Source organism: Demequina ureilytica (genome assembly GCF_048553575.1).
Classification (GTDB): Bacteria; Actinomycetota; Actinomycetes; order Actinomycetales; family Demequinaceae; genus Demequina.
This window is the reverse complement of record NZ_JBLZIE010000001.1, coordinates 1,174,596-1,199,105: the sequence shown is the minus strand read 5'-3', so window position 1 is coordinate 1,199,105 and position 24,510 is coordinate 1,174,596. Positions and strand designations below refer to the sequence as shown.

Annotated in this window: 18 protein-coding genes; 5 read left to right on the top strand and 13 right to left on the bottom strand. The window is 68.5% G+C overall.

What is annotated here, in order from left to right; translation table 11 throughout:
* Positions 1-16 precede the first annotated feature (16 nt).
* The 3 genes from glgX (at position 17) to glgB (ending at position 6,790) form a co-directional block, all read left to right on the top strand.
* On the top strand, positions 17-2,155 hold the full coding sequence (gene glgX, locus ACNI3K_RS05500; RefSeq protein WP_419390836.1) for a glycogen debranching protein GlgX: 2,139 nt from the start codon (positions 17-19) through the stop codon (positions 2,153-2,155).
* A gap of 329 nt (positions 2,156-2,484) precedes the next feature.
* Entirely contained in the window at positions 2,485-4,488 is a 2,004-nt protein-coding gene (locus tag ACNI3K_RS05495) for an alpha-1,4-glucan--maltose-1-phosphate maltosyltransferase (RefSeq protein ID WP_419390835.1), read from the top strand.
* Positions 4,489-4,621: 133 nt separating this feature from the next.
* The gene (glgB, locus tag ACNI3K_RS05490; RefSeq protein ID WP_419390834.1) at positions 4,622-6,790 is read left to right on the top strand and encodes a 1,4-alpha-glucan branching protein GlgB; all 2,169 of its coding nucleotides are present in this window, start codon (positions 4,622-4,624) and stop codon (positions 6,788-6,790) included.
* An 85-nt stretch (positions 6,791-6,875) separates the two neighbouring features.
* On the opposite strand, the gene ACNI3K_RS05485 is transcribed toward glgB, so the two are convergent.
* The 5 genes from ACNI3K_RS05485 to ACNI3K_RS05465 all read right to left on the bottom strand — a co-directional run bounded on the left by ACNI3K_RS05485 (position 6,876) and on the right by ACNI3K_RS05465 (position 13,696).
* Complete coding sequence (locus ACNI3K_RS05485; protein WP_419390833.1) at positions 6,876-7,073, bottom strand: hypothetical protein; 198 nt, start codon at positions 7,071-7,073, stop codon at positions 6,876-6,878.
* On the bottom strand, positions 7,074-10,385 hold the full coding sequence (locus ACNI3K_RS05480; protein WP_419390832.1) for an immunoglobulin-like domain-containing protein: 3,312 nt from the start codon (positions 10,383-10,385) through the stop codon (positions 7,074-7,076).
* Between the two features lie 444 nt (positions 10,386-10,829).
* Positions 10,830-11,753: a tetratricopeptide repeat protein gene (locus tag ACNI3K_RS05475; protein ID WP_419390831.1), complete on the bottom strand. Its 924-nt coding sequence runs from the start codon at positions 11,751-11,753 to the stop codon at positions 10,830-10,832.
* Between the two features lie 6 nt (positions 11,754-11,759).
* Positions 11,760-12,743 carry a DUF8094 domain-containing protein gene (locus tag ACNI3K_RS05470; protein ID WP_419390830.1) on the bottom strand — a complete coding sequence of 328 codons (984 nt, stop codon included), beginning with the start codon at positions 12,741-12,743 and terminating at the stop codon, positions 11,760-11,762.
* Positions 12,740-13,696 (bottom strand): hypothetical protein, encoded by a 957-nt coding sequence (locus ACNI3K_RS05465; RefSeq protein ID WP_419390829.1) that lies wholly within the window; start codon positions 13,694-13,696, stop codon positions 12,740-12,742. The genes ACNI3K_RS05470 and ACNI3K_RS05465 overlap by 4 nt, the downstream gene beginning before the upstream one ends.
* A 138-nt stretch (positions 13,697-13,834) precedes the next feature.
* On the opposite strand from ACNI3K_RS05465, the gene ACNI3K_RS05460 reads away from it, so the two are divergent.
* Together ACNI3K_RS05460 and ACNI3K_RS05455 are read left to right on the top strand one after the other, a co-directional pair.
* On the top strand, positions 13,835-16,924 hold the full coding sequence (locus tag ACNI3K_RS05460) for a hypothetical protein (protein ID WP_419390828.1): 3,090 nt from the start codon (positions 13,835-13,837) through the stop codon (positions 16,922-16,924).
* Between the two features lie 3 nt (positions 16,925-16,927).
* Positions 16,928-17,344 carry a hypothetical protein gene (locus ACNI3K_RS05455; protein ID WP_419390827.1) on the top strand — a complete coding sequence of 139 codons (417 nt, stop codon included), beginning with the start codon at positions 16,928-16,930 and terminating at the stop codon, positions 17,342-17,344.
* A gap of 90 nt (positions 17,345-17,434) precedes the next feature.
* Here ACNI3K_RS05455 and ACNI3K_RS05450 read toward each other — a convergent pair whose 3' ends face one another.
* The 8 genes from ACNI3K_RS05450 to ACNI3K_RS05420 all read right to left on the bottom strand — a co-directional run bounded on the left by ACNI3K_RS05450 (position 17,435) and on the right by ACNI3K_RS05420 (position 24,510).
* Positions 17,435-18,190: an alpha/beta fold hydrolase gene (locus ACNI3K_RS05450; RefSeq protein ID WP_419390826.1), complete on the bottom strand. Its 756-nt coding sequence runs from the start codon at positions 18,188-18,190 to the stop codon at positions 17,435-17,437.
* Between the two features lie 36 nt (positions 18,191-18,226).
* Entirely contained in the window at positions 18,227-18,934 is a 708-nt protein-coding gene (locus ACNI3K_RS05445; protein WP_419391109.1) for an alpha/beta hydrolase, read from the bottom strand.
* 37 nt (positions 18,935-18,971) lie between these two features.
* On the bottom strand, positions 18,972-19,424 hold the full coding sequence (locus tag ACNI3K_RS13080; RefSeq protein ID WP_518486591.1) for an Rv1322 family protein: 453 nt from the start codon (positions 19,422-19,424) through the stop codon (positions 18,972-18,974).
* A 29-nt stretch (positions 19,425-19,453) separates the two neighbouring features.
* A complete protein-coding gene (locus tag ACNI3K_RS05440) occupies positions 19,454-20,920 on the bottom strand; it encodes a glycoside hydrolase family 1 protein (protein WP_419390825.1) in 1,467 nt (488 codons plus the stop codon).
* A 179-nt stretch (positions 20,921-21,099) separates the two neighbouring features.
* Positions 21,100-21,795, bottom strand: a complete 696-nt coding sequence (gene nucS, locus ACNI3K_RS05435; RefSeq protein WP_419390824.1) for an endonuclease NucS — start codon at positions 21,793-21,795, stop codon at positions 21,100-21,102.
* A gap of 17 nt (positions 21,796-21,812) precedes the next feature.
* Positions 21,813-22,082: a F0F1 ATP synthase subunit epsilon gene (locus ACNI3K_RS05430; RefSeq protein WP_419390823.1), complete on the bottom strand. Its 270-nt coding sequence runs from the start codon at positions 22,080-22,082 to the stop codon at positions 21,813-21,815.
* A gap of 2 nt (positions 22,083-22,084) precedes the next feature.
* Positions 22,085-23,599: a F0F1 ATP synthase subunit beta gene (gene atpD / locus ACNI3K_RS05425; RefSeq protein WP_419390822.1), complete on the bottom strand. Its 1,515-nt coding sequence runs from the start codon at positions 23,597-23,599 to the stop codon at positions 22,085-22,087.
* Positions 23,600-23,616: 17 nt separating this feature from the next.
* Positions 23,617-24,510 carry a F0F1 ATP synthase subunit gamma gene (locus ACNI3K_RS05420; RefSeq protein ID WP_419390821.1) on the bottom strand — a complete coding sequence of 298 codons (894 nt, stop codon included), beginning with the start codon at positions 24,508-24,510 and terminating at the stop codon, positions 23,617-23,619.

The following is a 24,510-nucleotide window of genomic DNA, read 5'->3' as shown; positions in this document are numbered from 1 at the left end:
CAGGCACAATAGGGGCATGTCCCGAGAAGGTGTCACCCCATCCCCCACGCCCCACCGCCTGGGCGTCCACCTCGTCGAGGGCGGCGCGGTGGTCGGCGTCTACGCCGGCCACGCCACCGCTGTCGACCTCTGCCTGTTCGATGCGGACGGCGTCGAGGAGCGCATTGCGCTGCACGGGCCATCCGCCGGCGTCTGGCACGCGTACGTGCCCGAGATCGCCGAAGGACAGCTCTACGGATTCCGAGCCGCGGGTCCGTGGCAGCCCAACAAGGGCCACCGGTACAACCCCGCGAAGCTGCTGCTCGACCCGTACGGTCGCGGCATCGAGGGCGACTTCACCCCCATGAACGCCGAGGGCGCCCAGACGCTGCTGTCCAACCGCGACGCGACCGACACGGCTCCGCTGATGCCGCGCTCCGTGGTCACCGTCGAGCCGGGCGGCTCGTGGCAGACCCCGCACCCGTGGGTGCCGTGGGAAGACACCGTCATCTACGAGCTGCACGTCAAGGGCTTCACCAAGCAGATGGAGGCCGTGCCCGAGGAGTTGCGCGGCACCTACGCCGGGCTGGCGCACCCCGCCTCTGTCGAGTACCTCAAGTCGCTGGGCGTCACGACCATCGAGCTGCTGCCCGTTCACGCGTTCGCGTCCGAGCCCCACCTTGACCACACCGGACTGAGCAACTACTGGGGCTACTCCACAGCGGGCTTCTTCGCGCCCCACGCGCCGTACGCGACCGCCGAGGCGCGGGCCAAGGGTGCGCAGGGCGTGCTCGACGAGTTCGTGGGCATGGTCGACCTGCTGCACCAGGCCGGACTCGAAGTCATCCTCGACGTGGTCTACAACCACACGGCTGAGGCCGGCTGGGGCGATCGCGTGCTCAGCTGGCGCGGCCTCGACAATCACGACTACTACAAGCACCAGCCGCACTCCCCGGGCCACTACGACGACATGACCGGCACCGGAAACACGCTGGACTTCACGCACCCCCGCGTGGTGCAGATGGCCATCGACTCGCTCAAGTTCTGGGTCGAGGAGGTGGGGGTCGACGGCTTCCGTTTCGACCTCGCGGTGACGCTGGGCCGCACCGGCCACGGCTTCTCGACTCGTCACCCGTTCCTCGTGGGACTCACCATGGACAGCGTGCTGGGCGGCGTCAAGCTCATCGCCGAGCCGTGGGACACGGGGCTGGGTGGCTGGCAGGTGGGCAATTTCCCGGCGCCCATGACCGAGTGGAACGACAGGTTCCGCGACCGGATCCGCTCGTTCTGGCTGACCGACACCGCCAAGGGCGCCCGCCACCACCCCACGGCACCCGAGCTCGCCACCCGGCTGGCCGGTTCGTCGGATCTTTTCGGCCACACCGAGCCGCCACTCGCACGCGGTCCGCTCGCGTCGATCAACTTCGTCACGTGTCACGACGGCTTCACGGCGCACGACCTCACCGCCTACAACGGCAAGCACAACGAGGCCAACGGCGAGGACAACCGCGACGGCACCGACAACAACAGGTCCTGGAACCACGGCATCGAGGGCGCCACAGACAACGAGGACATCCTCGCGTTGCGTCGCCGGTCGGTCCGCAACCTGCTCGGCACCACGTTGCTGTCAGCCGGCACACCCATGCTGCTGTCCGGGGACGAGTTCGGCAACAGCCAAGGCGGCAACAACAACGCCTACTGCCAGGACAACGAGATCTCGTGGCTGAACTGGTCGCACGAGCCCTGGCAGAAGGATCTGCGCGCGAGCGTCGCCCACCTCGTGAACCTGCGCCTGCTGCACCGGGTGCTACGGCCCGCGACGTTCTACGAGGGTCGCGACCCGCGTCCCAACGACACCAATCCTCGCGCTGATTCGGCCTGGTTCACCGCTACCGGTGAGCCCGAGACCGAGGACTGGTGGGAGGACCCCAGCACGCGCGTGGTCCAGTTCATGCGGTCGCTGTCCGACATCGGCGAGCCCGATGCGCTGCTCGTCATCAACGGCTGGCGGGAACCGGTGGACGTCACGATCCCGTTCGATGACGGCAACCCCTGGCGCCTCATGTGGGACTCCGCATGGGAGACGCCGGAGGGCGTCGACATCGAGGTGGTCACCCCTGGGCAGACAGAGACACTCGAGGCGCAGACCGTGCGCCTGTACCTGTCCGAGGTCTAGTCAGGCCAAGTCTCCTCACGCGACTGTGGCGCGGCGCCCGAAGGTGCCGCGCCACAGTCATGTGAGGGACGCGGCGGCAGGTAGGAGCGAGTAGTCGCGGCGGTCGTCCGGTGGCTCGCGGGCGCCGTCGCGACCGTGAGGAAGTCCGGGCGCTAGGTATCCCCCGACGCCGCCGGCGAGGGCCTTGCTGTGTCCGCGAGAGTGCCTATCGAACTCAGCGTGCGCTAGACCGCCTGAGGCGCAGCAGCCGGCCCCAGCATCGGCCCTCATCCACGCGAACCGAGCGGCGTGCGCTATCGAACACCGTCGAGAGCGGGTAGGTTCGGAACATGCCGTTCCCTGGAGAACTGTCCGTCGGACGCATCCCGATTGTCGGGGTAGGTCCCTCCCTCGAAGAAGGCCGCTGGCCGGCCCGCGCAGTCGTCGGGGAGGCGGTGCCCATCTGGGCCACCATCTTCCGCGAAGGCCACGACGCGGAGGGCGCCACCGTGGTCGTCACCCGTCCTGACGGCAAACGCGACGTCCTCCCGATGCCATGCACGGACTGGGGCAACGCCCTGTACGAGGCGGCGTGGATTCCCAAGCTCGAGGGGCACCACACCTTCCATGTCGAGGCATGGTCCGATCCGTACGCGACCTGGGCGCATGCGGCCGAGGTGAAGGTCAAGGCGGGCGTCGACGTCCAGCTCATGCTCGACGACGGGGTCACGGTCCTCTCACGTGCCCTCAAGGAGGTGCGCCGCACCGCCGCCGGCAAGGCGCGGCTCACCGCGGCGATCGAGACGCTGGGCGACCAATCGCTGGCTCCCGAGGCACGGCTCGCCCCCGCGATCAGCGACGAGATGGCCGCCGAGATGACGGCGCGCCCGCTACGCGAATGGGTGAGCCCCTCCGCGGTCTACCCATTGCTCATCCAACGGGAGAAGGCGCTGGTCTCTGCCTGGTACGAGATCTTCCCGCGCTCCGAGGGCGCCCGCTACGTGAAGTCTGCCGGCGAGTGGCGCTCGGGCACGTTCGCGACTGCGGCGAAGAGGCTGCCTGGAATCGCCGACATGGGCTTCGACGTGGTCTACCTCACGCCGATCCATCCCATCGGAGACACCCACCGCAAGGGCCGCAACAACTCGCTGCGCGCGGAACCAGGAGACCCGGGCAGCCCGTACGCGATCGGCTCTGCCGAAGGCGGGCACGATGCGATCCATAAGGACCTGGGCACGATGCGCTCCTTCCGCACCTTCGTCGGCCGGGCGAATGAACTCGGTCTCGAGGTGGCACTCGACCTCGCACTCCAGTGCTCGCCGGACCACCCGTGGGTGACCGAGCACCCCGAGTGGTTCACGACGCGGACCGACGGCACGATCGCCTACGCGGAGAACCCGCCCAAGAAGTACCAGGACATCTACCCGCTCAACTTCGACAACGACCCCGAAGGGATCTACCAGGCCGTGCGCGGCGTCGTACAGGTGTGGATCGACGCGGGCGTGACCCTGTTCCGCGTCGACAACCCCCACACCAAGCCGCTCACCTTCTGGGAGCGACTGCTGCGGGACATCGCACGCGAGCACCCCGAGGTGATCTTCCTGTCCGAGGCGTTCACTCGCCCGGCGATGATGCACACACTCGCGCGCATCGGCTTCCACCAGTCGTACACATACTTCACGTGGCGCCAGAGCGCCGCGGAGATGGGCGAGTACCTGACGGAGGTGTCGAGCAGGGAATCCTCGTTCTACATGCGCCCGAACTTCTGGCCGACCACGCACGACATCCTCACGCCCGACATGCAGGCGGGCGGCGCCCCCCTGTTCAAGGCTCGTGCCGTGCTCGCCGCCGCAGGATCGCCCAGCTACGGCATCTACACCGGCTACGAGTTCGTTGAGAATGTCCCGCGCCCCGGGGTCGAGGAGCAGATCGACAACGAGAAGTACGAGTTCAAGCCGCGAGACTGGGCTGCAGCCGATCGTTACGGCGTGAAGGACGTGCTGGTGCGGCTGAACGCCGCCCGCAAGCGCCACGTCGCCCTGCGCCGCCTGCGAGGGCTCACGCTGCACAAGAGCTCCAACGAGGACATCTTGTGCTTCTCGCGACACGTGCCCGCGGCCGAATCCCCCACCGGCAAAGCCGACACCGTGATCGTCGCGGTGAGCCTCGACCCCCACGTGGTGCGCGACGCGATCATCACCCTCGACATGGCGGCACTTGGCCTCACGGACGACGCCCGCATGGTCGTCGACGACGCCCTCACCGATGCGACGTACACCTGGGGCAAGGAGTTCTACGTGAAGTTCGACCCGGCGGAGACGATGGCGCACGTCGCCGGGGTGCGCGGACTGTGAGGGCTATCCACGGTCCGGGCGCTCGGCATGGCGCTAGGGTGAGAAGGATGAACGCGAACTCGTCCATGCGAGGCAAGAGGCCGGCGCCTCACCGGCGCCGTACCTCGAACGACGGACAGGCTGGTGATGCGCAATGACGGCCAAGGACATTGACACGAGCGCGCTCCGAGAGATCGCGGCGGGCACCCACCACGAGCCGCATGCCGTGCTCGGTCCCCACGTCGACAGCGACGGTGTCACGGTGAGGGTGCTGCGGCCCCTTGCGAGCAAGGTGAGCATCGAGACGCTCGACGGGTCATTCGAGGCGGTCCACGAACACGAGGGAGTATGGCGCGCCGAACTCCCCGGCGAAGATGCACCCGACTATCGCGTGCATGTCACCTACGACGGCGAACCGCTCGTGCAGGACGATCCCTACCGGTTCCTGCCCGGCCCCGGCGAGCTCGACCAGCACCTGTTCCGCGAGGGGCGGCACGAGCGCCTGTGGGACGTGCTGGGCGCGAACGTGCGCCGGTTCCCCTCCGTGCTCGGAGACGTCACCGGCACCTCCTTCGTGGTGTGGGCTCCCAACGCCCGCGCCGTGCGCGTGGTCGGCGATTTCAACAGCTGGAACGGCGTCACGCACGCCATGCGCTCGCTCGGATCCTCCGGACTGTGGGAGCTGTTCGTTCCCGGCGTCGGCGACGGCACCAATTACAAATACGAGATTCTTGGCAGGGATGGCCACTGGAAGCAGAAGGCCGACCCCATGGCCCGGTGCATCGAGTTGCCGCCCCTGACCGCATCGGTCGTCACCGAATCCTCGTACGAGTGGCGCGACGACGACTGGATGGCCAAGCGCACGAACTCAGAGCCGCACCGCTCGCCCATGAGCGTCTACGAGGTCCACCTCGGATCGTGGCGCCAGGGGCTCGGCTACCGGGAATTGGCGCGCGAGCTCGTCGACTACGTGTCCGAGATGGGCTTCACTCACGTGGAGCTCATGCCGGTGATGGGGCACCCGTTCGGCGGGTCCTGGGGATACCAGGTGACCTCGTACTACGCCCCCGACTCCAGGTTCGGCTCTCCTGACGAGCTGCGCTATCTGATCGACGAGCTGCACCAGGCCGGCGTGGGCGTGCTGCTCGACTGGGTCCCCGGACACTTCCCCAAGGATGAGTGGGCGCTCGGCCGCTTCGACGGCACCCCGTTGTATGAGCACCCCGACCCGCTGCGCGGCGAGCAGCCCGACTGGGGCACCTTCATCTTCGACTTCGGCCGGCGCGAGGTTCGCAACTTCCTCGTCGCAAACGCGCTGTATTGGCTCCAGGAGTTCCACGCCGACGGCCTGCGCGTCGACGCCGTCGCATCCATGCTCTACCTGGACTACTCCCGCAGCGCGGGACAATGGCGCCCGAACATCCACGGTGGCCGCGAGAACCTCGACGCGATCGCCTTCCTGCAGGAGACCAACGCCACCGCGTATCGGGTGTGCCCGGGCATCGTGATGGTGGCCGAGGAGTCCACCGCATGGCCGGGCGTCACGGCACCCACGTCCGGTGGCGGGCTCGGTTTCGGGCTCAAATGGAACATGGGCTGGATGAACGACACCCTGCGCTATCTGCGCGAGGACACGATCAACCGTTCATACCACCACCACACGATCACGTTCTCCCTGATGTATGCGTTCTCGGAGCACTTCATGCTGCCCCTCAGCCATGACGAGGTCGTGCATGGCAAGGGATCGCTGCTGACGCGCATGCCGGGGGATCATTGGCAGAAGGTCGCTGGTCTGAGAGCCCTCTACGCGTACCAGTGGACCCACCCGGGCAAGCAGCTCATCTTCATGGGCGACGAGATCGGGCAGGAGGCGGAGTGGTCCGAGGGCCGGTCGATCGACTGGTGGCACCTCGACGATCAGCTTCACTCCGGACTCAAGGATCTCGTGCGGGATCTCAACGGTCTCTACCGAGACATGCCGGCATTGTGGGAGCGCGACGCCGATTCACAGGGCTTCACCTGGGTCGACGCGGACTCGTCTGATCGCAACCTGATCGCATACCTGCGGTGGGACAGCCGCGGCGAGCCCGTGGCGGTGGTGGTCAACTTCGCCGGTGTACCCCACGAGCGCTATCGGCTGGGGCTGCCGTCGGGAGGCGAGTGGGAAGAGGTGCTCAACACCGACGCTGAGGCCTACGGCGGCTCAGGCGTGGGCAATCTCGGGAAGGTCGAGGCGACCGCGCGCGGCATCGGCGAATGGCAATGGAGCGCCGAGGTGCGCATTCCGCCACTCGGCGCGGTCATCCTGCGCCCCGCTCGGTAGGACCGGCGTCGCCGAACATATCGGCTACGACAGACGAGGGCCCCCGCACCTTCTCGGTGCGGGGGCCCTCGTCTGTGCTGAGCTGTTAGCCCTGCAGGTTGTCGTAGCGGTTGAGGAACGCCGCCATCGCGTCACGGGTGGTCGAACGGAACGGGAGGTACTTCGTTCCCTGGTCCGTCTGCCACCCGGTCGTGATGCCGGTGTCCTCGAGCCAGGTGATCTCGGTGTAGAACTCCGTGTTGGTGGACGTGATGTCCACGAACGGCGGGTTCACCGGGTCCACTCAGGCCGGCTCGTCCGCTAGGCGATATAGGAACGCCGCCATCGCATCACGAGTGATCGCGTTGCACGGACGGAACTCCGTACCGTTCTCCGTCTCCCACCCCTGCGTGATGCCCTGGCTCGCAAGCCACATGATCTCGTCATAGAACTCCGACGAGTGCTCCGTGACGTCGACGAACTCCACGTCCGGCCCCTCCCCCACAATCACCTGAGCGGTCACGACGCGGTTCTCGGGGAGCACGTGACGATCCGGGGTCATGTCCAACACGAGGTTGCCGAAGGCACCCCAGTGAGCCACGCGTACGGTCGCATTGCGGCCGGAGCCGTTGCGAGCGTGAATGGCGGTGAGCAGTTGCCCATGCTCGTCCGTCAGGTACGCGTTGTGACCGGGTCCGGCCTGTCCAGCGATGTTGGCCGAGTTCAGGAGCGGCGCGTTCGTGCGAGACCAGGATGCGGGGTCCAGCAAGTCTGCATCCAGGTCCGCCTCGAGTTGACCGACCGCGTAGGTGGTGTCCACGCCATTGCCGGAGAAGCTCACGACGATCTTGCCGTCGCGAATCAGCGCATAGGGCCCCTCGACGACCTCGGTCGAGTAGCGTTCCCAGCTGTAGTGGGGACGGATGACCGTGACAGGGTCAGACGTCAACCGCGTGGGGTCTGCCGGGTCGATCGTGGCGATCTTCATGTCCGCGGTCCCTGTCACCGGTGTGATCGGGCGGTCCGACCACATCGTGTACCAGGTGCCTCCGACCTCGAAGTAGGTCATGTCGAGAGTGATGCCGTCCGGCTGAATCGAGCTGCCGTCCGACCGCACGACCTCCTCGGCATTCGCCCAGTCCCAGTCGGCCTGGACAGCCGGGTCCCCGCCTTCGTTCAGCTTGACCACGGTCGCCTTGACTTGGTTCCACGCGCCGCCACGCGCCCAGTTGAGATACCAGTCGCCGTCGATCTGGTGTACCTCAGGCGCCCACGCGAGATTGGTGGTGTCCGTGAGAATCCAGTTGCGGGGTGCAGTCGCCAGACCCTCGATCGTGTCCGCCTTGCGGATAAACAGACCCGCCTGGCCGCGACCACTTCCGCCTGGGGGCGCGATCCCCTGCTCGTTCGTGGCGATGAGGTAGTACGAGCCCTCGAACAGGAACACCTGAGGATCGGCGAGTTGCTCCCCGGTCATGGGGAACGGGTAGTCCGCCGCCCGGACGTCACCGGTCACCTCGTAAGTGCCCGGTTGGGTGGTGTCGATCGCGTCGATCTCGGCCTGGTCCCAATCCACTGGCACCGGCGCGGATGAACCGTCGGTGTAGTGAGCGGTCACGTCACCAAGATCGTTCGGCACCTCGTCCCCGTAAGCCACCGCGGTGGCGCCGGGCTCGTCGACAGTGGTGTTAACCACGCGAGAGAAGCGACGGTCGAGCACGTCGGCCTCGGAGGCCGTGAGTACCACTGCCTCGCCCGCCTGCGCGCCGGAGGCCGCCGGAGCCGTCGCCGCTCGGGTCGGGATGACGCCCGGCTCAGCGGCGGACACGGTCTCGAAGTCTGCGGTCGCACTCACGTACGACCCGCCGTCGGAGCCTTCCCAGCCGATGAGGTACTCGCCCTCGGCGCCGTCGAAGACCACAGCGGGGTCGGACACGGTCAACTCGGTACCCAGATCCACCAGTCCCACCTCGGTGAAGGAGACCAGGTCGTCAGAGGTGAACAGCAGCACGCTCGAATCGGCGAGTGCATCGGCCGCACCGTTTTCATTGGTGCGGGTGGCCACGACGCCGAACGAACCATCTTCCATGCGGAAGATGGAGGGGTCCGCGAGCTCCTTCGCCACGCCGTTCACCGGCTCAGCGTCGAAGTCAGCGCCGGCGAACAGCACGCCCTGGTTGAGGTTCAGCGCCTCGTAGGACAATCCGTCGTAGGACAGTGACAGGTGCATCGACGAGTTCAGCGGCCCACCCGGGTTACGCGCGTAGCCCGAAGCGTAGGCAGGATCCATCTCGGCGACCATGAGTGAGAACTCGCGAGTCGCGGTCGAGGAGTCGAGAGCGACCGTCGCCGTGAGCGTGACTGGCTCAAGGCCGGAGACCGAGCCGACAACGTCGCCCGCATTCGTCACCAGAGCGGTGTCCGAGCTCGCCCAAGTAATGTCGGCGCCGAGCCGCGCCGTGGGCAGTGTGTCGCCTCCAGCGAGCACAAACGGCAGCAGCAACGACGCCGCGACCTCGGCGGCGTCCGCAGGCTGGGCCGGCAGGTTGAGCACGAAGTCGCGCGTCGCGGTGGCGCCCCCTGCGGCCGTCACGGTGGCGGTGAGGGTGACGGTCTCGGGGCTGGCGCCGAGCGTGACCTCACCGGTGTTCGAGACCACGGCTTCGTTCGAGGAACTCCACGCGATGGTGGTCTCGAACTCCCCGGCGGTGGGCAGCGTCAGATCGTCAGTCACGTTGCCGGTGTTCCCCAAGTCAAGAGCAGCGGCGCCCTCGGCGGCCACCACTGCCTGGGTGGGGGCGTCCTGCGCATCGGCAAACACATCCGCGACCGTCGCGTCGTCCAGGGCGGAGCCGTAGACGCGCAGGTCGAGCAGGCTACCGGCCCACGTCTGATCCGCAAGGTAGTTCGAGCGCCCCAGGTAGGCGTCGAGCTCGGTACCGAAGCTGGAGAAGGCGATGCTGCGACTCGCGCTGCCGATGTTCTCCCCATTGACGTAGCCGGTGATCGCGTCGTCCGAGATCACCGTCGTGTACTGCGTCCACACGCCGTTGTGCGACACGCTAGACGGCCCAGCGGGGCCGACCTCGGTGCCCCATGGCGCCGTGGTGCTGGAGCCGTCGGTCACGACGGTCTTGAAGTTGCCGCTGGGGTTGCGGGGGTTGAGCAGCCAGTAGTTGACCGGGATGTTGTCTGTCCCCTGGGGCTCGGTGCCGACGAACATCGCCGAGTAGTTGCCAGATCCGGTCGAAGCCTTGACCCAGATCGACACGGTGAACTCGTCGCGGCCCTCGAACGTGTCGCCGGGCAGCTCCACGTAGTCGGTGGTCGACGCGGAGCCGCCGGGCAGGGTTGCGCCCTCGGTACCGAAGGTCACTGCGCCGACGGCGGTGCCGTCCGCGGTACCGACGGAGTCGGAGGCGTCCGTCGTGAGCGGGTACGCCGCGACGGGGTCAGGGAGGTCGGCGATCGCGGCAGTCGCACCGCTGGGCACGGCGACGGCTGCCGCAATGCCGACCAGGCCGGCCAGGGCGGCCAGGGCGGCCAGTGGTGCTCGGGAGCGTCGCGCTCGCGCCGGAATTACGTCCGGCCTGAGCATGGGAGGGGTGGTGCGCATCATTGCGTCCTCTCGGATGGGGGTGAAGGCGCCTGTGCCGAAGCACGGGGCCAGGGATTCAGGCGGCAGGCGGGCTCGAAGGCAGGCGGCATCCGCGCATGGCGGGTGGGGTGGCGAGCGCACGCAAGAGGCCGCGGCAATCGGCACCACAGGTCGGCACGACCGTGGGGCTGGGGCCTACCTGCGTCATGGGCTCTCCTTCGAGCGTCGTGCACGGCGAACGTAATGTTAGCGTTCACTCTGACCCCGATGCTAAGCGTTCGATCAGTTCAGGTCAACACCGCGCTCGACGACCAGAGTGACCGTGGAGCGACCGCGCACACGTTGCTCGATCCGGGCGCCGCCGCGCAGCCCGATGCATCGCGATCCACCCCGGTGCACTCCAGGGCGGCGAGGACGTGCACGGTCTCCGCCCTTGGGCGTGCCGCGGAGGGCGCGAGCGGTCTAGAAGAGAGCGGCCGCGAGCGCCTGGCGGGCCTGCACCACTCGCGGGTCGTCCGCGCCCACGACATCGAACAGCTCGAGCAGCCGCACGCGGAGCTTCTCCTTCTCCGGCCCCGCGCTGGTACGCACGGTGTCGATCAGACGGGCGAAGGCGTCCTCCACCTGCCCTCCCATGACGTCGAGGTCGGCCACAGCCATCTGCGCATCGATGTCGCCGGGGGCGTTGGCGGCGGCGGCCCGCACCGCATCCAGGTCTGCGAGCCGGCTGCGCTCCATGAGCGCCACCTGGGCACGCCCAGCACGGGCGTCGGCGTCCTTGGGGTTCTCCCGTAGCGCGCGATCGTAGGCATTGATCGCCGCCGGGTAGTCCTCGCGCTCGATCGCGTCGTACGCCTCCTGGTGCAGCGGAGGCAGCGGCTCGGGCTCTGGCTCGCCCTGAGGCTGTACGGGTGCCCCGCCCACGCGGCCGGTGACGCCGTTCTGCTGTGCGATCTCCAGCACCTGGTCGAGCACGCTGCGGATCTGCTCGTCCTCCGCGTTGCCCTGGAACAGGGGCGCTGGCCGGGCTGCAATGAGCGCCATGACGGTCGGGACGGACTGGACCTGGAAGGCCCCAGCAACGGACATCTGCGTGTCGATGTCGCACGTCGCCAGCACGAACGCGCCGTCATAGCGAGCCACCGCCGTACGCATTCGCTCGACCAGCTCCTTGGAGGCTGGAGAGGCATTCGAGAGGAACACGATCACCACGGGAACCTGCGCCGACGTCTGCGCCAGCTCCTGGAGGCTCTGCTCCGTCACCACGATGGGCGCGGGCGAGGCGCCCGCCGCGTCAGGCGCAGGCGCCGGCGGCTCGTCCTTCTTGAGGAGCTGGGACAGGTCGACGGAGCCGCGCAGCGGCACCTCGGGGTGGTCAGCAGTCATGCTCGCCTAACTATCGGAGACTTGGATCAGGGTGTGCTCGGCCGCGACGACCGCAGGCGGCTCGTCGACGTCCGGACCGGGAATGTACAGCACGATCAGGTCGAGATACTCATGGGTCACGGTGTCCTCGAGCTCACCGTCAAGGAGTGGCTCGTCGTCCTCGGGGATCGACACGGTGGCGTCCTCGACCGTGAACGACGATTGGATACGCACCGGCGCGAACACGAGCGCACCGCCATCCGCAGTCTCCATCGCGTAGGAGCGATCCACGTTGGTGTCGATGGTCTCGGAGTACTCGCCATCGGAATCCTCGGCGGCCTCAGTGAGCGTCTCGCGCGCCGCGAACAGGCGCTCGCGATACGAGTCCGCGGCGTACACATCCTCGAGGTCCGAGCCCTCTCCCTCGCGAAGCAGCTCGACGTAGTCGGTGAGGGCCGTCTCTGGCGTCGGGTCAACGGCGTCGCTGGTCATCTCGAGCTGCTCCGCTCCGGATGACGTCCCGGGCATCGCGGGCAACGTAGCGCCTGGCACCATGTGGGCCCACCCGCGCAACTGGTACTCGCTGTCGATCGAGTCCTGCACCCACAGGAGCACCACCGGCGTGACGTCCTCGGAGGCCTGCTCGGTCACTGCGACAAGCGTGCGTGGCCACTCCTCGTCTCCGGAGACATAGGCGGCCTGAATCTCCGACGGAATCTCCGTCAGGTCGGGCCCGTCCTCCGCCTCCGCGAGCGTGTACTCGACGCCACGCAGCAGCTCGGCATCGCCACCCACGCGCTCGTTCAGCAGCTCCGTGTCACGGGCCTCGTCCGCCGCAGACAGCTCTGCGAGGGTCTCCTCGACGATTCGTGTGCTCTGGTCTTCGAGGAGTGCTGCGGCCTCGGTCATCGGCGGAGCGGATGTCACGGGGGCCGGAACCTCTGCGACGCAACCCGAGAGCGCGAGCGTCCCGGCTGCCGTGGCGGCGCCGGCGATCATGAGCCGATTCATCGGTGCTCCTCTCCCGGACGCTGGTCGTCGTCGCTGTGTTCATCATCTGCGTGGGCACGCGGCTCGGGATCATCCGAGCTCGGGGACGCGGGCGAGCTGGCCGATGCGGGCTGCTCGTCCTCGTCCAGGCTCGCCTCCGGTAGGTGCTCACCGTTGGCACGTCGCGCTCGGCGGCTGCGGGGCCGAGGCTCGTCGCCGTCGCCGCCCGCGCGCTGGCGCTTGGCCATCCACTCCTCGCCGCGCGCCTGCGCAGGTCGAAGGTCCACGAATCGCAGCACAAGGGCGATCACGCCGACCGCGAGCAGGAAGGCGCCCCACCAGATCAGAGGTGCGATCCACCCGTCGTCGACGTCGCGGGTGAGCGCAAGATCGGTCACCGTGAGGTCTGTTCCGTCTGAGCTGACGATAACCAAGGTCTCGCCCGGGGGCACATCCGATCCGCGGATCGACAGCCGGTCCTCGCCCCGCCATTCGGCGCGCCAGTGATCCTGGGAGGTCTGGGCCAGGATGTCGACTGGCTCGGACTCCGCATCCTCGCCCGCAGAGGGCGAGGCGCTCGGACTCGGGCTCGGACTCGACTCCTCCGCCGGCTCCTCGGAGGCCGAGGGAGACGCCGACGGGGAGGGGGAGGCCGTCGCGGCCTCGAAGGCCTCGGTCGACAGCGTCTCCCAGGTGGGCAGCCCGGTCACGAGCGTCGCCTCGTGATCCGCCAGCCACGCCTCAGCGTCAGCTGGCCTGGCCGTACGCGCGACGATCGGGCCCTCACCCGAGACCGCGATGCGGGAATCGCCAGCGAAGGCGACCATTTCCGCCTCATAGACCACGATGGCAGTGTCGACGCTTGCGGACGCGGTCACGTGGCGCGGCGGCCGCTGCGACTCGGCGACCAGACCTGCTGCGAGCAGCAGCGCGCCGATCACGCCCGCTACGAGCGCGGTTGACCTCAGACTCACTCAAACCTCCAGGTGTACACGTCCACTCTAGGACAAGGGGGTAACGCCTCACATTCCCGCTTTGTCTCACCTCAGGCCGCGCACTACCCTGGGGAGCGGACCGCGCGGCCCGTTCGGGCCGCGCGAGAGGAGACAAGCATGCCCGATGAGAGCCTTCCGTTTCCAGTCGCGATGCGAGGCTACGACCGCGAGGCCGTAGCCGCACACATCGCCCGACTGGAGGACTCGGTCAAGGAAGCCAAGTCAGCCGCGGAGCAGGCGCAGCACGACGCCGCGCAGATCCGCGCGCAGTTCGACGAGGCTCAGCGCTCCCTCAGAGAGTCCGAGCAGCCCACCTACAAGGGACTGGGCGCACGCGTCGAGCAGCTCTTGCGGTCAGCGGAGGAACAGTCCTCGGACGTCGTGCAGCGCGCCAACACGCACGCGCAGGACACGGTGGCGCGCGCCAACGTCGCCGCGCAGCAACTGCGGGCACGGGCCGACAACGAGGTAGCCGAGATACTCGCGCAGAGCCGGCGGGAAGCCGAGGAGATCCGCACGGCCGCAGAGACGGACGCGACCAACGCCCGCGACGCGGCCGGGCGCCAGGCGGCCGAGATCATCGAGAAGGCGCGCCGCGAGGCCGAGCGCACCTCATCGGCGATGGAGGCAGAGGCCGCAGAACGCCGGGCTACGGCGGACCGAGACGCTCACACGCTGCGAGCCACCGCCGAACGAGAGGCGACCGAGCTGCGCGTCAACGCGCAGCGCGAGGCGACCGAGCTGGTCGACGGGGCCCGCGCAGAGGCGGACGAGCTCGTTCAGTCGGCGCAGGCGGACGCCGAGAACACCCACGCTGAGGCCGACGCCGCTCTCGCGGCGGCCCGGGACCAGGCGAAGGGGATCAACGCCGAGGCGGCCGACGCCCTCGCTGCCGCCGAAGCAGAGGCGTCCGACGTGCGCGCCACCGCCGAGTCGCAGGCGGCGAGCATGCGAAACGAGGCGCAGACGTTCCTCACCCAGGCCAACCGAGACGCCGAGGCCCTTCGAGCGGACGCCGAGGCCGAAGCCAGAGACCTCCGCCAGCAGGCCCAGCGCGAGGCCGACTCGCTGCACGCCGAAGCCGACGAGTACGACGACCTCACTCGTGCGGACGCCGAGGACTATGCGACCGCGAGCAGGCGCGAGGCTGATGCCTACGACGCTGACACCCGTGCCCAAGCGGACGCCTATCGCGAGAGTACTGTCGCCGACGCGGATCGCGACGCCAAGGAGATCCGCGCCCAGGCGGAGGCGGACGCCGCCGAGCTGCGCGACGGTGCCGACGAGTACAACGACCGGACCCGCACCGCGGCGGACGAGTACTCCGACACCACCCGCGCATCCGCCGACGACGACGCAGCCGCAACACGCAACGCCGCCGACCAGTACGCGGACACCACCCGCGCGGAAGCCGACACCTACGGCCAGGACACCCGCGCATCGGCCGACGAGGACGCACACAAGGTCCGTGCGGACGCGGACCAGTACGGCCAGGACACCCGCACCGCGGCAGACCAGTACTCCGACACCACCCGCGCATCCGCCGACGACGACGCAGCCGCAACACGCAACGCCGCCGACCAATACGCGGACACCACCCGCGCGGAAGCCGACACCTACGGCCAGGACACCCGCGCATCGGCCGACGAGGACGCACACAAGGTCCGTGCGGACGCTGACCAGTACGACCAGGACACCCGCACCGCGGCAGACCAGTACTCCGACACCACCCGCGCATCCGCCGACGACGACGCAGCCGCAACACGCAACGCCGCCGACCAATACGCGGACACCACCCGCGCGGAAGCCGACACCTACGGCCAGGACACCCGCGCATCGGCCGACGAGGACGCACACAAGGTCCGTGCGGACGCTGACCAGTACGACCAGGACACCCGCACTGCGGCAGACCAGTACTCCGCCACCACCCGCGCATCCGCCGACGACGACGCAGCCGCAACACGCAACGCCGCCGACCAATACGCGGACACCACCCGCGCCGAAGCCGACACCTACGGCCAGGACACCCGCGCCTCCGCCGACCAGTACTCCGCCACCCCCCGCGCATCCGCCGACGACGACGCAGCCGCAACACGCAACGCCGCCGACCAATACGCGGACACCACCCGCGCCGAAGCCGACACCTACGGCCAGGACACCCGCGCATCCGCCGACCAGTACGCCGACGAGACTCGTGCCGAGGCCGACCGCTACGACGCCGACACCCGCCACGGCGCAGACGCGTACGCGCTGTCCACTAGGGAGGCCGGCGAGACGTACGCGCGCGGCGTGCGCAAGGACGCGGACGGCTACGACGTCACGACTCGCAAGGCTGCGGACGACTACTCGGGGACGACCCGCGGAGAGGCCGACGACCACGCCGCTCGTGTGCGACGGGAGGCCGAGAACTACGACGCCCACCTGCGCAACGAGACCGATGCCTACGCCGAGACCACGCGGCGCGAGGCCGACGCCTACGCACTGCAGACGCGCGAAGGCGCGGACCGCGAGGCCGCGAAGGCGATCGCCGCGGGCCAGGCCACGGCGGAGCAGCGCGTGGCGGACGGGGAGGCCGAGACCAAGCTGATCCTCACGAGGGCACGCAAGGACGCCGAGGAGGAGCGCGCCGCCGCGCACGCCGACGCCGAAGCCGCCCAGGAGGAGGCTCGCCGCACCCGTGAGGACCTGCTCGTCGAGATCGCGCAGCGTCGCGAGAAGGCCGAGCAGGATCTCAGCCGTCGCCTCGCCGAAGCCCAGGCCGAGGGCGCCGCGATGGTCGAGGACGCCCGAGTGCGGGCGGACGAGGCCGAGGAGCGGCTCAGCGCCGCTCTCGAACGCGCCGAAACGGTGCGACGCGAGGCCGAGGTCCACTCCCAGACCCTGCTCACCAACGCGCGCAACAACGCGGACGAGATCGTCTCCGGCGCGCGCGAGCACGCCGAGTCGATCATCTCCGAGGCCGTTTCGGACGCGGAGCGCGAGCGCAACAATGCCTCGCGTGAGGTCGACGAGCTCAACCGTCAGCGCGAGTCCATCACCGGGTACCTCGACGACTTGCGTGGACTGCTCGGATCCGACCCGGTCGCAAGCCTCAAGAAGGCTGCGGGGGTCTCGTCATCGAATTCCGCGCCCTCGGCGCAGTCTCCCGACGACGAGGGCGACGAGGACTCTGCCGAGTCCGAGCCGGCCGCGAACCGCAACAGCTGACCGATGGTCGACGACTCCCCGACCTCGCCGCATCTGCGACGGGCCGAGGCTCTCGACCGGCAGCGGGATGGACAGACACGTCGCGCCGCCGAGCTGGTGCGCAAGTTCGCTGAGGAGGCGCACGCGGCGGGGCTCGTCCCTGTCCCCCTGACGGCGCGGACGTACGACGGTCGCTCGCGTCTGCGCACGCACCTCCTCGGGTGGTACCTCAAGCGCGACCTGAGCGTCGCCGTGGGCACGGACGGCGAGTTCTACGTGATGTCCGCCCCACGCAGCCTGCGCGGGATGGTGAAGGGCGTCACTCTCGAGCCGGGCGAGCCGCCTCTTGAGCTCGGTCGGGGCGCGCGGGATGGTGAGTCAATGCCGCTGGCGGACGCGCTGGCGAAGCGTCTGGCTGCGGGCAACGACTGGGGTTCCTGAACCCCGCTGACCCGCTCCCCCACCTCAGGTGGGTGACTTTCACGGCCCTCAACGCGATCTGAGCCGACGGTCGGTCACTTCTGACGTGCGTCAGGACTCGAGAAGCGTCGCGAGCGCATCGGCTGTGGCCGCCGGGGCCTCGAGGGCGACCAGGTGCCCCGCGTCCTCCACCACGATGGGCTCCACGCCTGCCGCCTCAGCCATGTGATCGCCATCCGCCCGGCTCACGATCCCGTCCTTCTCACCGAGTACGACCACGACGGGAGCGCCGACGGCGCGCAGCACCTCGGTGCGGTCCGGGCGGGCCGCCATGGCCCGCTGACCCCACGCGATGCCGTCCCCGCGCTGACGGCCCACGTTGTCCGCCACCCACTCCACGAGCTCGTCGCGTCCCCGTCCCTCGGTGCCGACCATGCCCTCGGCTGCGGCGCTCGGGTCGGGGTGGCCGCCGGATTCCTCCGCGGCATCGGCCTGCCCGTAGCGCTTGTCGCGCGCCGCGTCATCGTCGGCCGTTGACTTGGTGCACACCAGGCCCAGCCCAGCGACCGCATCGGGCCACCGCTCGGCCACCGCGAGCGCCACATACCCGCCCATCGAGCAGCCGATCCACACCGCTGCCTGCGCCCCGGTCGCCTCGCGCATCGCGAGCACGGCGGCGTCCGCGATGAGGTCCAGCCCGGGATCCTCGTCAGTCAGCGGCATCTCGCCGATGCCGGGCATGTCGAACGTGATGAGATCGCCGCGCACACGATCGCCCAGGACGGCGATGAGGGGCTCCCACTGCTGGCGATCCAGCGGGAACGCGTTGAGGAGGACCACGGGGGCGGCGTCGGGGATCAGGCTCATGGAGTCTCCCTGGTGACGGGCGGCGGGCTGTCCCCCCTATTGCACCACGTCTGCCTGCACCTCGGTGGGAAGGGGCCCGCGCTCCGGTGCGACTGCCGCGACGATCGCGTCGAGCACGATCCGCACATACGTTTCGCCTACCCAGAGGTGCTTGGCGTCGTCGACGGCGATCAGCTCGACCTGCGTCAGCGGCGCGAACCGCTCGCGCGCCTCGGCTGGCTGCAGGAAGTCGTCGTGCTCGGGCACCAGCGCGGTGACCGGCTTGCCCGACTCCGCCCAGCGCTCGAGATCCTCGGAGCCCGCGCGGCGCAGCGGCGGCGATAGCAGGACGGCACCCTCGACATCGAGCTCCGACCCGTGCATGAGCGCGAGTTCAGTGCCAAAGCTCCAGCCCACCAGCCACCGATGGGGCAGACCCCTCGCGATCGCGAAGTCGACGGCGGCCCGGACATCAGCAGCCTCGCCGTCGCCTTCCTCGAACTCTCCCTCGCTGGTGCCCCTCGGCGAGGATGTGCCGCGCGTGTTGAAGCGGACCACCGCCAGCCCCGCAAGGTGCGGCAGACGCCACGCGGCCTTGCGCAGCACGTGCGAGTCCATGAATCCGCCATGGGTCGGCAGGGGGTGCAGCGTGATGAGCGTCGCGCGCACCTCGCCGTTGGCGGGAAGCGCCAGCTCCCCCACCAGCTCCAGCCCGTCCTCGGTACGCAGCACGATGTCCTCGCGGATCGCCGGCAGCACCGTCATCGCGCGGATGTCTTCGTTCTCAGCGTTCTCGTCGGCCTCAGCCACGGTTCCTCCCAAAGGTGTTCCAGCAGTGGGTGTGCCAGTGTCGCCGCTGAGCGGCCGCCTGCTCGGCCCCGAACAGGCCGTCCGCGGCCCAGGCCACCAAGTGCGGCGTGCGCGGCGGGATGTCCTGCCGGCACGCGGGACACACGTAGGTCTTGTCGGTGGGCCGGGGCGTCACGACGATGTACTCCTCGCCGCCCGGACCTGGCTCGCGTCGCCCGCCCGTGGCATTTGCCGCGCGGTCGACGTCGAGCTCGGGGTGCGGCTCTCCATACGGGCGCTTGGANACTCCCTCGAGCGCCGCTGGAAGGACTCGGCCTACTGGTACCAGGAGGTGCTGCGCCAGCGCGCCGTCGTTTCCGTCGAGCAGGCCGATGCGCTTGCGGTCACTCCGCCGCGTACCTTCTGAACGCCTCACGTGAGTAGAGCGCCCGGCCGATGCGCGCATCGGCCGGGCGCTCTACTCACGTGAGGCGTTCAGAAGGTACGCGGCGGAGTGACCGCAAGCGCATCGGCCTGCTCGACGGAAACGACGGCGCGCTGGCGCAGCACCTCCTGGTACCAGTAGGCCGAGTCCTTCCAGCGGCGCTCGAGGGAGTCGTAGTCGACGTGCACGATGCCGAACCGCTTGGCGTAGCCCTGCGCCCACTCGAAGTTGTCCATGAGCGACCACGCCAGGTAGCCGCGCACATCCGCGCCCTCGCCGATGGCCTTCAGCACGGCGCCGATGTGGCCGTGGAAGTACTCGACGCGGTCGATGTCGCGCACGCGGCCGTCCTCGTCGATCTGGTCGTCCCACGCCGAGCCGTTCTCCGTCACATAGATGGGCTTGCCCGTCTCGCGGTGGATCTTCATGAGGTGCGCGTGGAAGGCGGAGGGGTCGACGTTCCAGCCCATCGCCGTCACCTTGCCCGTGGGGGGCATGAACTCGATCTCCTCGTCCCCAGGCCACGGGGAGTTCGTGCCCGCCTTGTGACCGTCCGCGAGGGTCGCGAGCTTGGTGCTCTCCTTGCCCTTGTTCGGGTTGTGGCGGACCACGTGGGACGCGTAGTAGTTGACTCCGAACCAGTCCACCTGGCCCAGCATCTCCTCAAGATCGCCGTCGTGCAGGAACGACCAGTCGGTCAGATGCGCGGTGTTCGGCAGCAGCACCGCGGGGTACTGACCCGTGATGAACGGGTCGTGGAACATCGTGTTGGCCAGCGCGTCGATATGGTCCGCCGCCGCGCGGTCTGCGTCGCTCGACGGGTCCCACGGGCGAGGGGTGTGGCAGTTGTTCACGAGGCCGATGTCAAGGTCGCCCCGCACCTGCTTCATGGCGCGGTACGCCCGCGCGTGAGCAAGGTTGAGGTGGTGGGCCACCTGCAGCGCCTCCGCGTCGTCGGCATGCCCGGGGGCGTGTGCGCCGGCACCGTATCCGACGAACGCGGCCACCCAGGGCTCGTTCAGCGTCGCCCACCTATCGACGTCGGCGCCGAACTCCTCTGCCATGCGCCGCGCGTACACCGCGAAGGCATCCACGGTGTCGCGGGACAGCCAGCCGCCCTGATCGTCCAGGGCCTGCGGGAGGTCCCAGTGATAGAGCGTGACCATGGGGGTGATGCCCTTGGACTTGAGGCGGTCGATGATGCCGCGGTAGAACGCGATTCCCTCCTCGTTGAACTCCCCCGTGCCGAGCGGCTGGACCCGGGGCCACGCGATGGAGAAGCGATACGCCTGCAGGCCGAGCTCGGCCATCATGTCGATGTCCTCTTCCCAGCGATGGAAGTGGTCGCACGCCACGTCACCGTTGTCGCCGCCCACCACCTTGCCGGGGGTCGCGCAGAAGGTGTCCCAGATCGATGGCCCGCGGCCACCTTCGTGGGCACCGCCTTCGATCTGGTACGAGGCGGTCGCGGCTCCGAACAGGAAGTCGTCGGGGAAGGTCTCAGGCGTCGTTGTCATGTCCCTGAGTCTAACGAAACGTTGCGAACATTTCTACCGACTGGTAGGTGCATCTCTCTCCCCATTCCCAATGGACGATGGGACCCGAGTGACTCGAGTGTCTGGTGGGACAGCGCCCTCATCACTGGGCTCCCACCCGTCACATGGGCCATTGGGAGTGGCAGTGGGTGGTGGCGGCTTCAGAAGAGGCGCGTGCTCGAATCGTCCACGCCGCGCATCGCGTCGTAGTCGAGGAGCAGGCACCGGATGCCGCGGTCCTGGGCGAGCACTCGCGCCTGCGGCTTGATCTCCTGGGCCGCGAACACCCCCTCGACGGGGCTGAGGAGCGGGTCCCGGTTCAGCAGCTCGAGATAGCGCGTGAGCTGCTCGACGCCGTCGATGTCACCACGGCGCTTGATCTCCACCGCGACCGCCGCGCCCTCAGACGTGCGCGCGAGGATGTCCACCGGCCCGATGGCCGTCGGGTACTCGCGGCGCACGAGGGTGTGACCGTCGCCGAGCACGGATATCTGGGCGGCGAGCAGCTCCTGCAAGTGCGCCTCGACGCCGTCCTTGACGAGGCCCGGATCCACGCCGAGCTCGTGCTCGGTATCCGCGAGCACCTCGTGGATCTCGATCTCCAGCCGATCGTCCGTCTTGTCGTGCTGGACAGTCCACACCGCGGTCACACCGGCCGATGCTTGGGGCTCGTCCGGCACCACCTCACGGGTGGTGCATGGTGGGCTCATCCAGTTGAGCGGCTTGTACGAGCCGCCGTCCGAATGCAGCAGCACCGAGCCGTCAGCCTTCAGCATGATCGCTCTCGTGGCGAGAGGCAGATGCGCGCTGAGCCGTCCGCTGTAGCGAGCGGCGCAACGCGCGATCACTACCCGCATGGGTGAGTTCGCACGGGTCAGTCCTCTTGCGACTCCGCCGGCTCCGCGACGATGTTGACGATGTTGTGGTCGAACGAGATGAAGCCGCGCTTGATCGCGAACTCGCTCCAGTCGCCCTTCTCGCTGCGCACGCGCACGGAACCCGCACGGAGCAGCGACAGGACGGGCTCGTGGTTCGCGAGCAGGCCGATCTCGCCCTCGACGGAGGGGGCGATCACGCGCTCCGCCGTCCCGGACCACAGCGTGCGGTCCGGGGCGACGATGTCGACGGTCAGGGCGCCGGCCATGGTCAGCCGATCTCCTTCTGAATGCGGGCCCAGTTCTTGTCCAGGTCCTCAAGACCACCGATGTTGAAGAAGGCCTGCTCCGCGATGCTGTCGTACTTGCCGTTGACCAGGCCGTCGAAGGCCTCGATGGTCTCGCTCAGCGGCACCGTCGAGCCGTCCACGCCGGTGAACTGCTTCGCCATGTAGGTGTTCTGCGACAGGAACTGCTGGATCTTGCGTGCGCGGGCGACGATGATCTTGTCCTCTTCGGAAAGCTCATCGACACCGAGGATCGCGATGATGTCCTGCAGCTCCTTGTTGCGCTGGAGGATCGACTTCACCGCGTTCGCCGTCTCGTAGTGCTTCTGGCCCACGTAGCGCGGGTCGAGGATGCGCGAGGTGGAGGTCAGCGGGTCGATCGCGGGGTACAGACCGCGCGAGGCGATCTCACGTGACAGCTCCGTGGTCGCGTCCAGGTGGGCGAACGTCGTCGCCGGTGCCGGGTCGGTGTAGTCGTCAGCGGGCACATAGATCGCCTGCAGCGAGGTGATCGAGTGGCCGCGGGTCGAGGTGATGCGCTCCTGCAGCTGACCCATCTCGTCCGCGAGGGTGGGCTGGTAGCCCACGGCGGACGGCATGCGGCCCAGCAGGGTCGACACCTCGGAGCCGGCCTGGGTGAAGCGGAAGATGTTGTCGATGAACAGCAGCACGTCCTGCGACTGCACGTCGCGGAAGTACTCCGCCATCGTCAGTGCCGATAGCGCCACGCGCAGGCGCGTGCCCGGCGGCTCATCCATCTGGCCGAACACCAGGGCGGTCTGCTCGATGACGCCGGACTCGGTCATCTCCTCGATCAGGTCGTTGCCCTCACGGGTGCGCTCGCCCACTCCGGCGAATACCGAGACACCGTTGTGGTTGTTAGCGACGCGGTAGATCATCTCTTGGATGAGCACCGTCTTGCCGACGCCCGCTCCGCCGAACAGGCCGATCTTTCCACCCTGCACGTACGGGGTGAGAAGGTCGATCGACTTGATGCCGGTCTCGAACATCTCCGTCTTGGACTCGAGCTGATCGAAGGCCGGGGGCTTGCGGTGGATGGGCCACCGCTCGGTCACCTCGATGACCTCCCCCTCCTTGGCGTTCAGCACCTCACCGGTCACGTTGAAGACGTGTCCCTTGGTGATGTCGCCCACGGGAACCGAGATGGGCTCGCCGGTGTCGACCACTGTGGCGCCGCGCACCAGGCCGTCGGTGGGCTTCAGCGCGATCGCGCGCACCATGTTGTCGCCCAGGTGCTGTGCCACCTCGAGCGTCATGTGCAGCGTGCCGCCCTCTTCGCCCTCTCCCTGCGCCGACAGATCGATCTCCGTCGTGAGCGCGTGGTACATGTCGGGGATGGCGTCAGCCGGGAACTCGATGTCGACCACGGGGCCGATCACCCGGGCAACGCGACCGGTCACGGCCTGCGCCGGGGCGTCCTTCGTCTCGGCGGGCTTGTCGCCTGCCGGCTTCTTCGCGGTCTTCGCGGTGGGGGTCATGGGTGTCTCGCTTCCGATCACGAGGCCGCGAGCGCATCGGCGCCCGAGACGATCTCGCTGATTTCCTGGGTGATCTCGGACTGGCGCGCCGAGTTGGCGAGCCGGGTGTACTGACGAATGATGTCCTCGGCATTGGACACGGCGGTGTTCATCGCGCGCTGGCGGCTCGCCAGCTCGGACGCCGAGGACTGCAGCAGGCAGCTGTACAGGCGCGCTTCGATGTAGCGCGGCAACAGTGCGTCCAGCACCTCTTCAGGCGAGGGTTCGAACTCGTACAGCGGCTCGACCTCGTCCCCGGGCTCGGCCACTCCCTCGACGATCTCCAGCGGCAGCAGGCGAATGACCCGCGGCTCCTGAGCAACCATCGAGGTGAAGTGCGTGTAGACGATGTGGATCTCGGAGACGCCGCCGTCCTCTGGCGCTGCTGTGAACGCCTTGTAGAGCGCATCGGCCATCTCGGTGGCGGTCTCCACGTCCGGTGAGTCCGAGCCGCCCGTCCACTTCCCCGCCAGCTCACGCTGACGGAAGTTGTAGTAGGACACGGCCCGACGACCCGCCGCGAACTGCACGACCTCCCGGCCGTCGCGCTCGAGATTCTGGCGAAGCCTCTCCGCCGCGCGGATCGCGCTCGCCGAGTAGGCGCCCGCCATGCCGCGGTCGGCACTCACCACGAGCATCGCCACCTTGTTGGTGTCGGTGCGCTTGCTCGTGAGCGGGTGCTCGACGTCGGAGTGGATCGACACAGCGCTGATGGCCCGTGTGATCGCCTGCGAATAAGGGGTCGCGGCGGCCACGCGGGCGCGTGCCTTACCGATGCGAGAGGCCGCAATCAGCTCCATCGCACGGAAGATCTTCTTGAGCGACTGAGTCGACCGGATCTTCTGCCGGTAGACGCGCTGCTGTCCGCCCAT

Excerpts from the sequence above, each read along its gene's own strand:
- glgX (WP_419390836.1), top strand. The coding sequence starts at position 17 with ATGTCCCGAGAAGGTGTCACCCCATCCCCCACGCCCCACCGCCTGGGC.
- ACNI3K_RS05495 (WP_419390835.1), top strand. The coding sequence starts at position 2,485 with ATGCCGTTCCCTGGAGAACTGTCCGTCGGACGCATCCCGATTGTCGGG.
- glgB (WP_419390834.1), top strand. The coding sequence starts at position 4,622 with ATGACGGCCAAGGACATTGACACGAGCGCGCTCCGAGAGATCGCGGCG.
- ACNI3K_RS05480 (WP_419390832.1), bottom strand. The coding sequence starts at position 10,385 with ATGCGCACCACCCCTCCCATGCTCAGGCCGGACGTAATTCCGGCGCGA.
- ACNI3K_RS05475 (WP_419390831.1), bottom strand. The coding sequence starts at position 11,753 with ATGACTGCTGACCACCCCGAGGTGCCGCTGCGCGGCTCCGTCGACCTG.
- ACNI3K_RS05470 (WP_419390830.1), bottom strand. The coding sequence starts at position 12,743 with ATGAATCGGCTCATGATCGCCGGCGCCGCCACGGCAGCCGGGACGCTC.
- ACNI3K_RS05460 (WP_419390828.1), top strand. The coding sequence starts at position 13,835 with ATGCCCGATGAGAGCCTTCCGTTTCCAGTCGCGATGCGAGGCTACGAC.
- ACNI3K_RS05455 (WP_419390827.1), top strand. The coding sequence starts at position 16,928 with ATGGTCGACGACTCCCCGACCTCGCCGCATCTGCGACGGGCCGAGGCT.
- ACNI3K_RS05450 (WP_419390826.1), bottom strand. The coding sequence starts at position 18,190 with ATGAGCCTGATCCCCGACGCCGCCCCCGTGGTCCTCCTCAACGCGTTC.
- ACNI3K_RS05445 (WP_419391109.1), bottom strand. The coding sequence starts at position 18,934 with ATGACGGTGCTGCCGGCGATCCGCGAGGACATCGTGCTGCGTACCGAG.
- ACNI3K_RS05440 (WP_419390825.1), bottom strand. The coding sequence starts at position 20,920 with ATGACAACGACGCCTGAGACCTTCCCCGACGACTTCCTGTTCGGAGCC.
- nucS (WP_419390824.1), bottom strand. The coding sequence starts at position 21,795 with ATGCGGGTAGTGATCGCGCGTTGCGCCGCTCGCTACAGCGGACGGCTC.
- ACNI3K_RS05430 (WP_419390823.1), bottom strand. The coding sequence starts at position 22,082 with ATGGCCGGCGCCCTGACCGTCGACATCGTCGCCCCGGACCGCACGCTG.
- atpD (WP_419390822.1), bottom strand. The coding sequence starts at position 23,599 with ATGACCCCCACCGCGAAGACCGCGAAGAAGCCGGCAGGCGACAAGCCC.
- ACNI3K_RS05420 (WP_419390821.1), bottom strand. The coding sequence starts at position 24,510 with ATGGGCGGACAGCAGCGCGTCTACCGGCAGAAGATCCGGTCGACTCAG.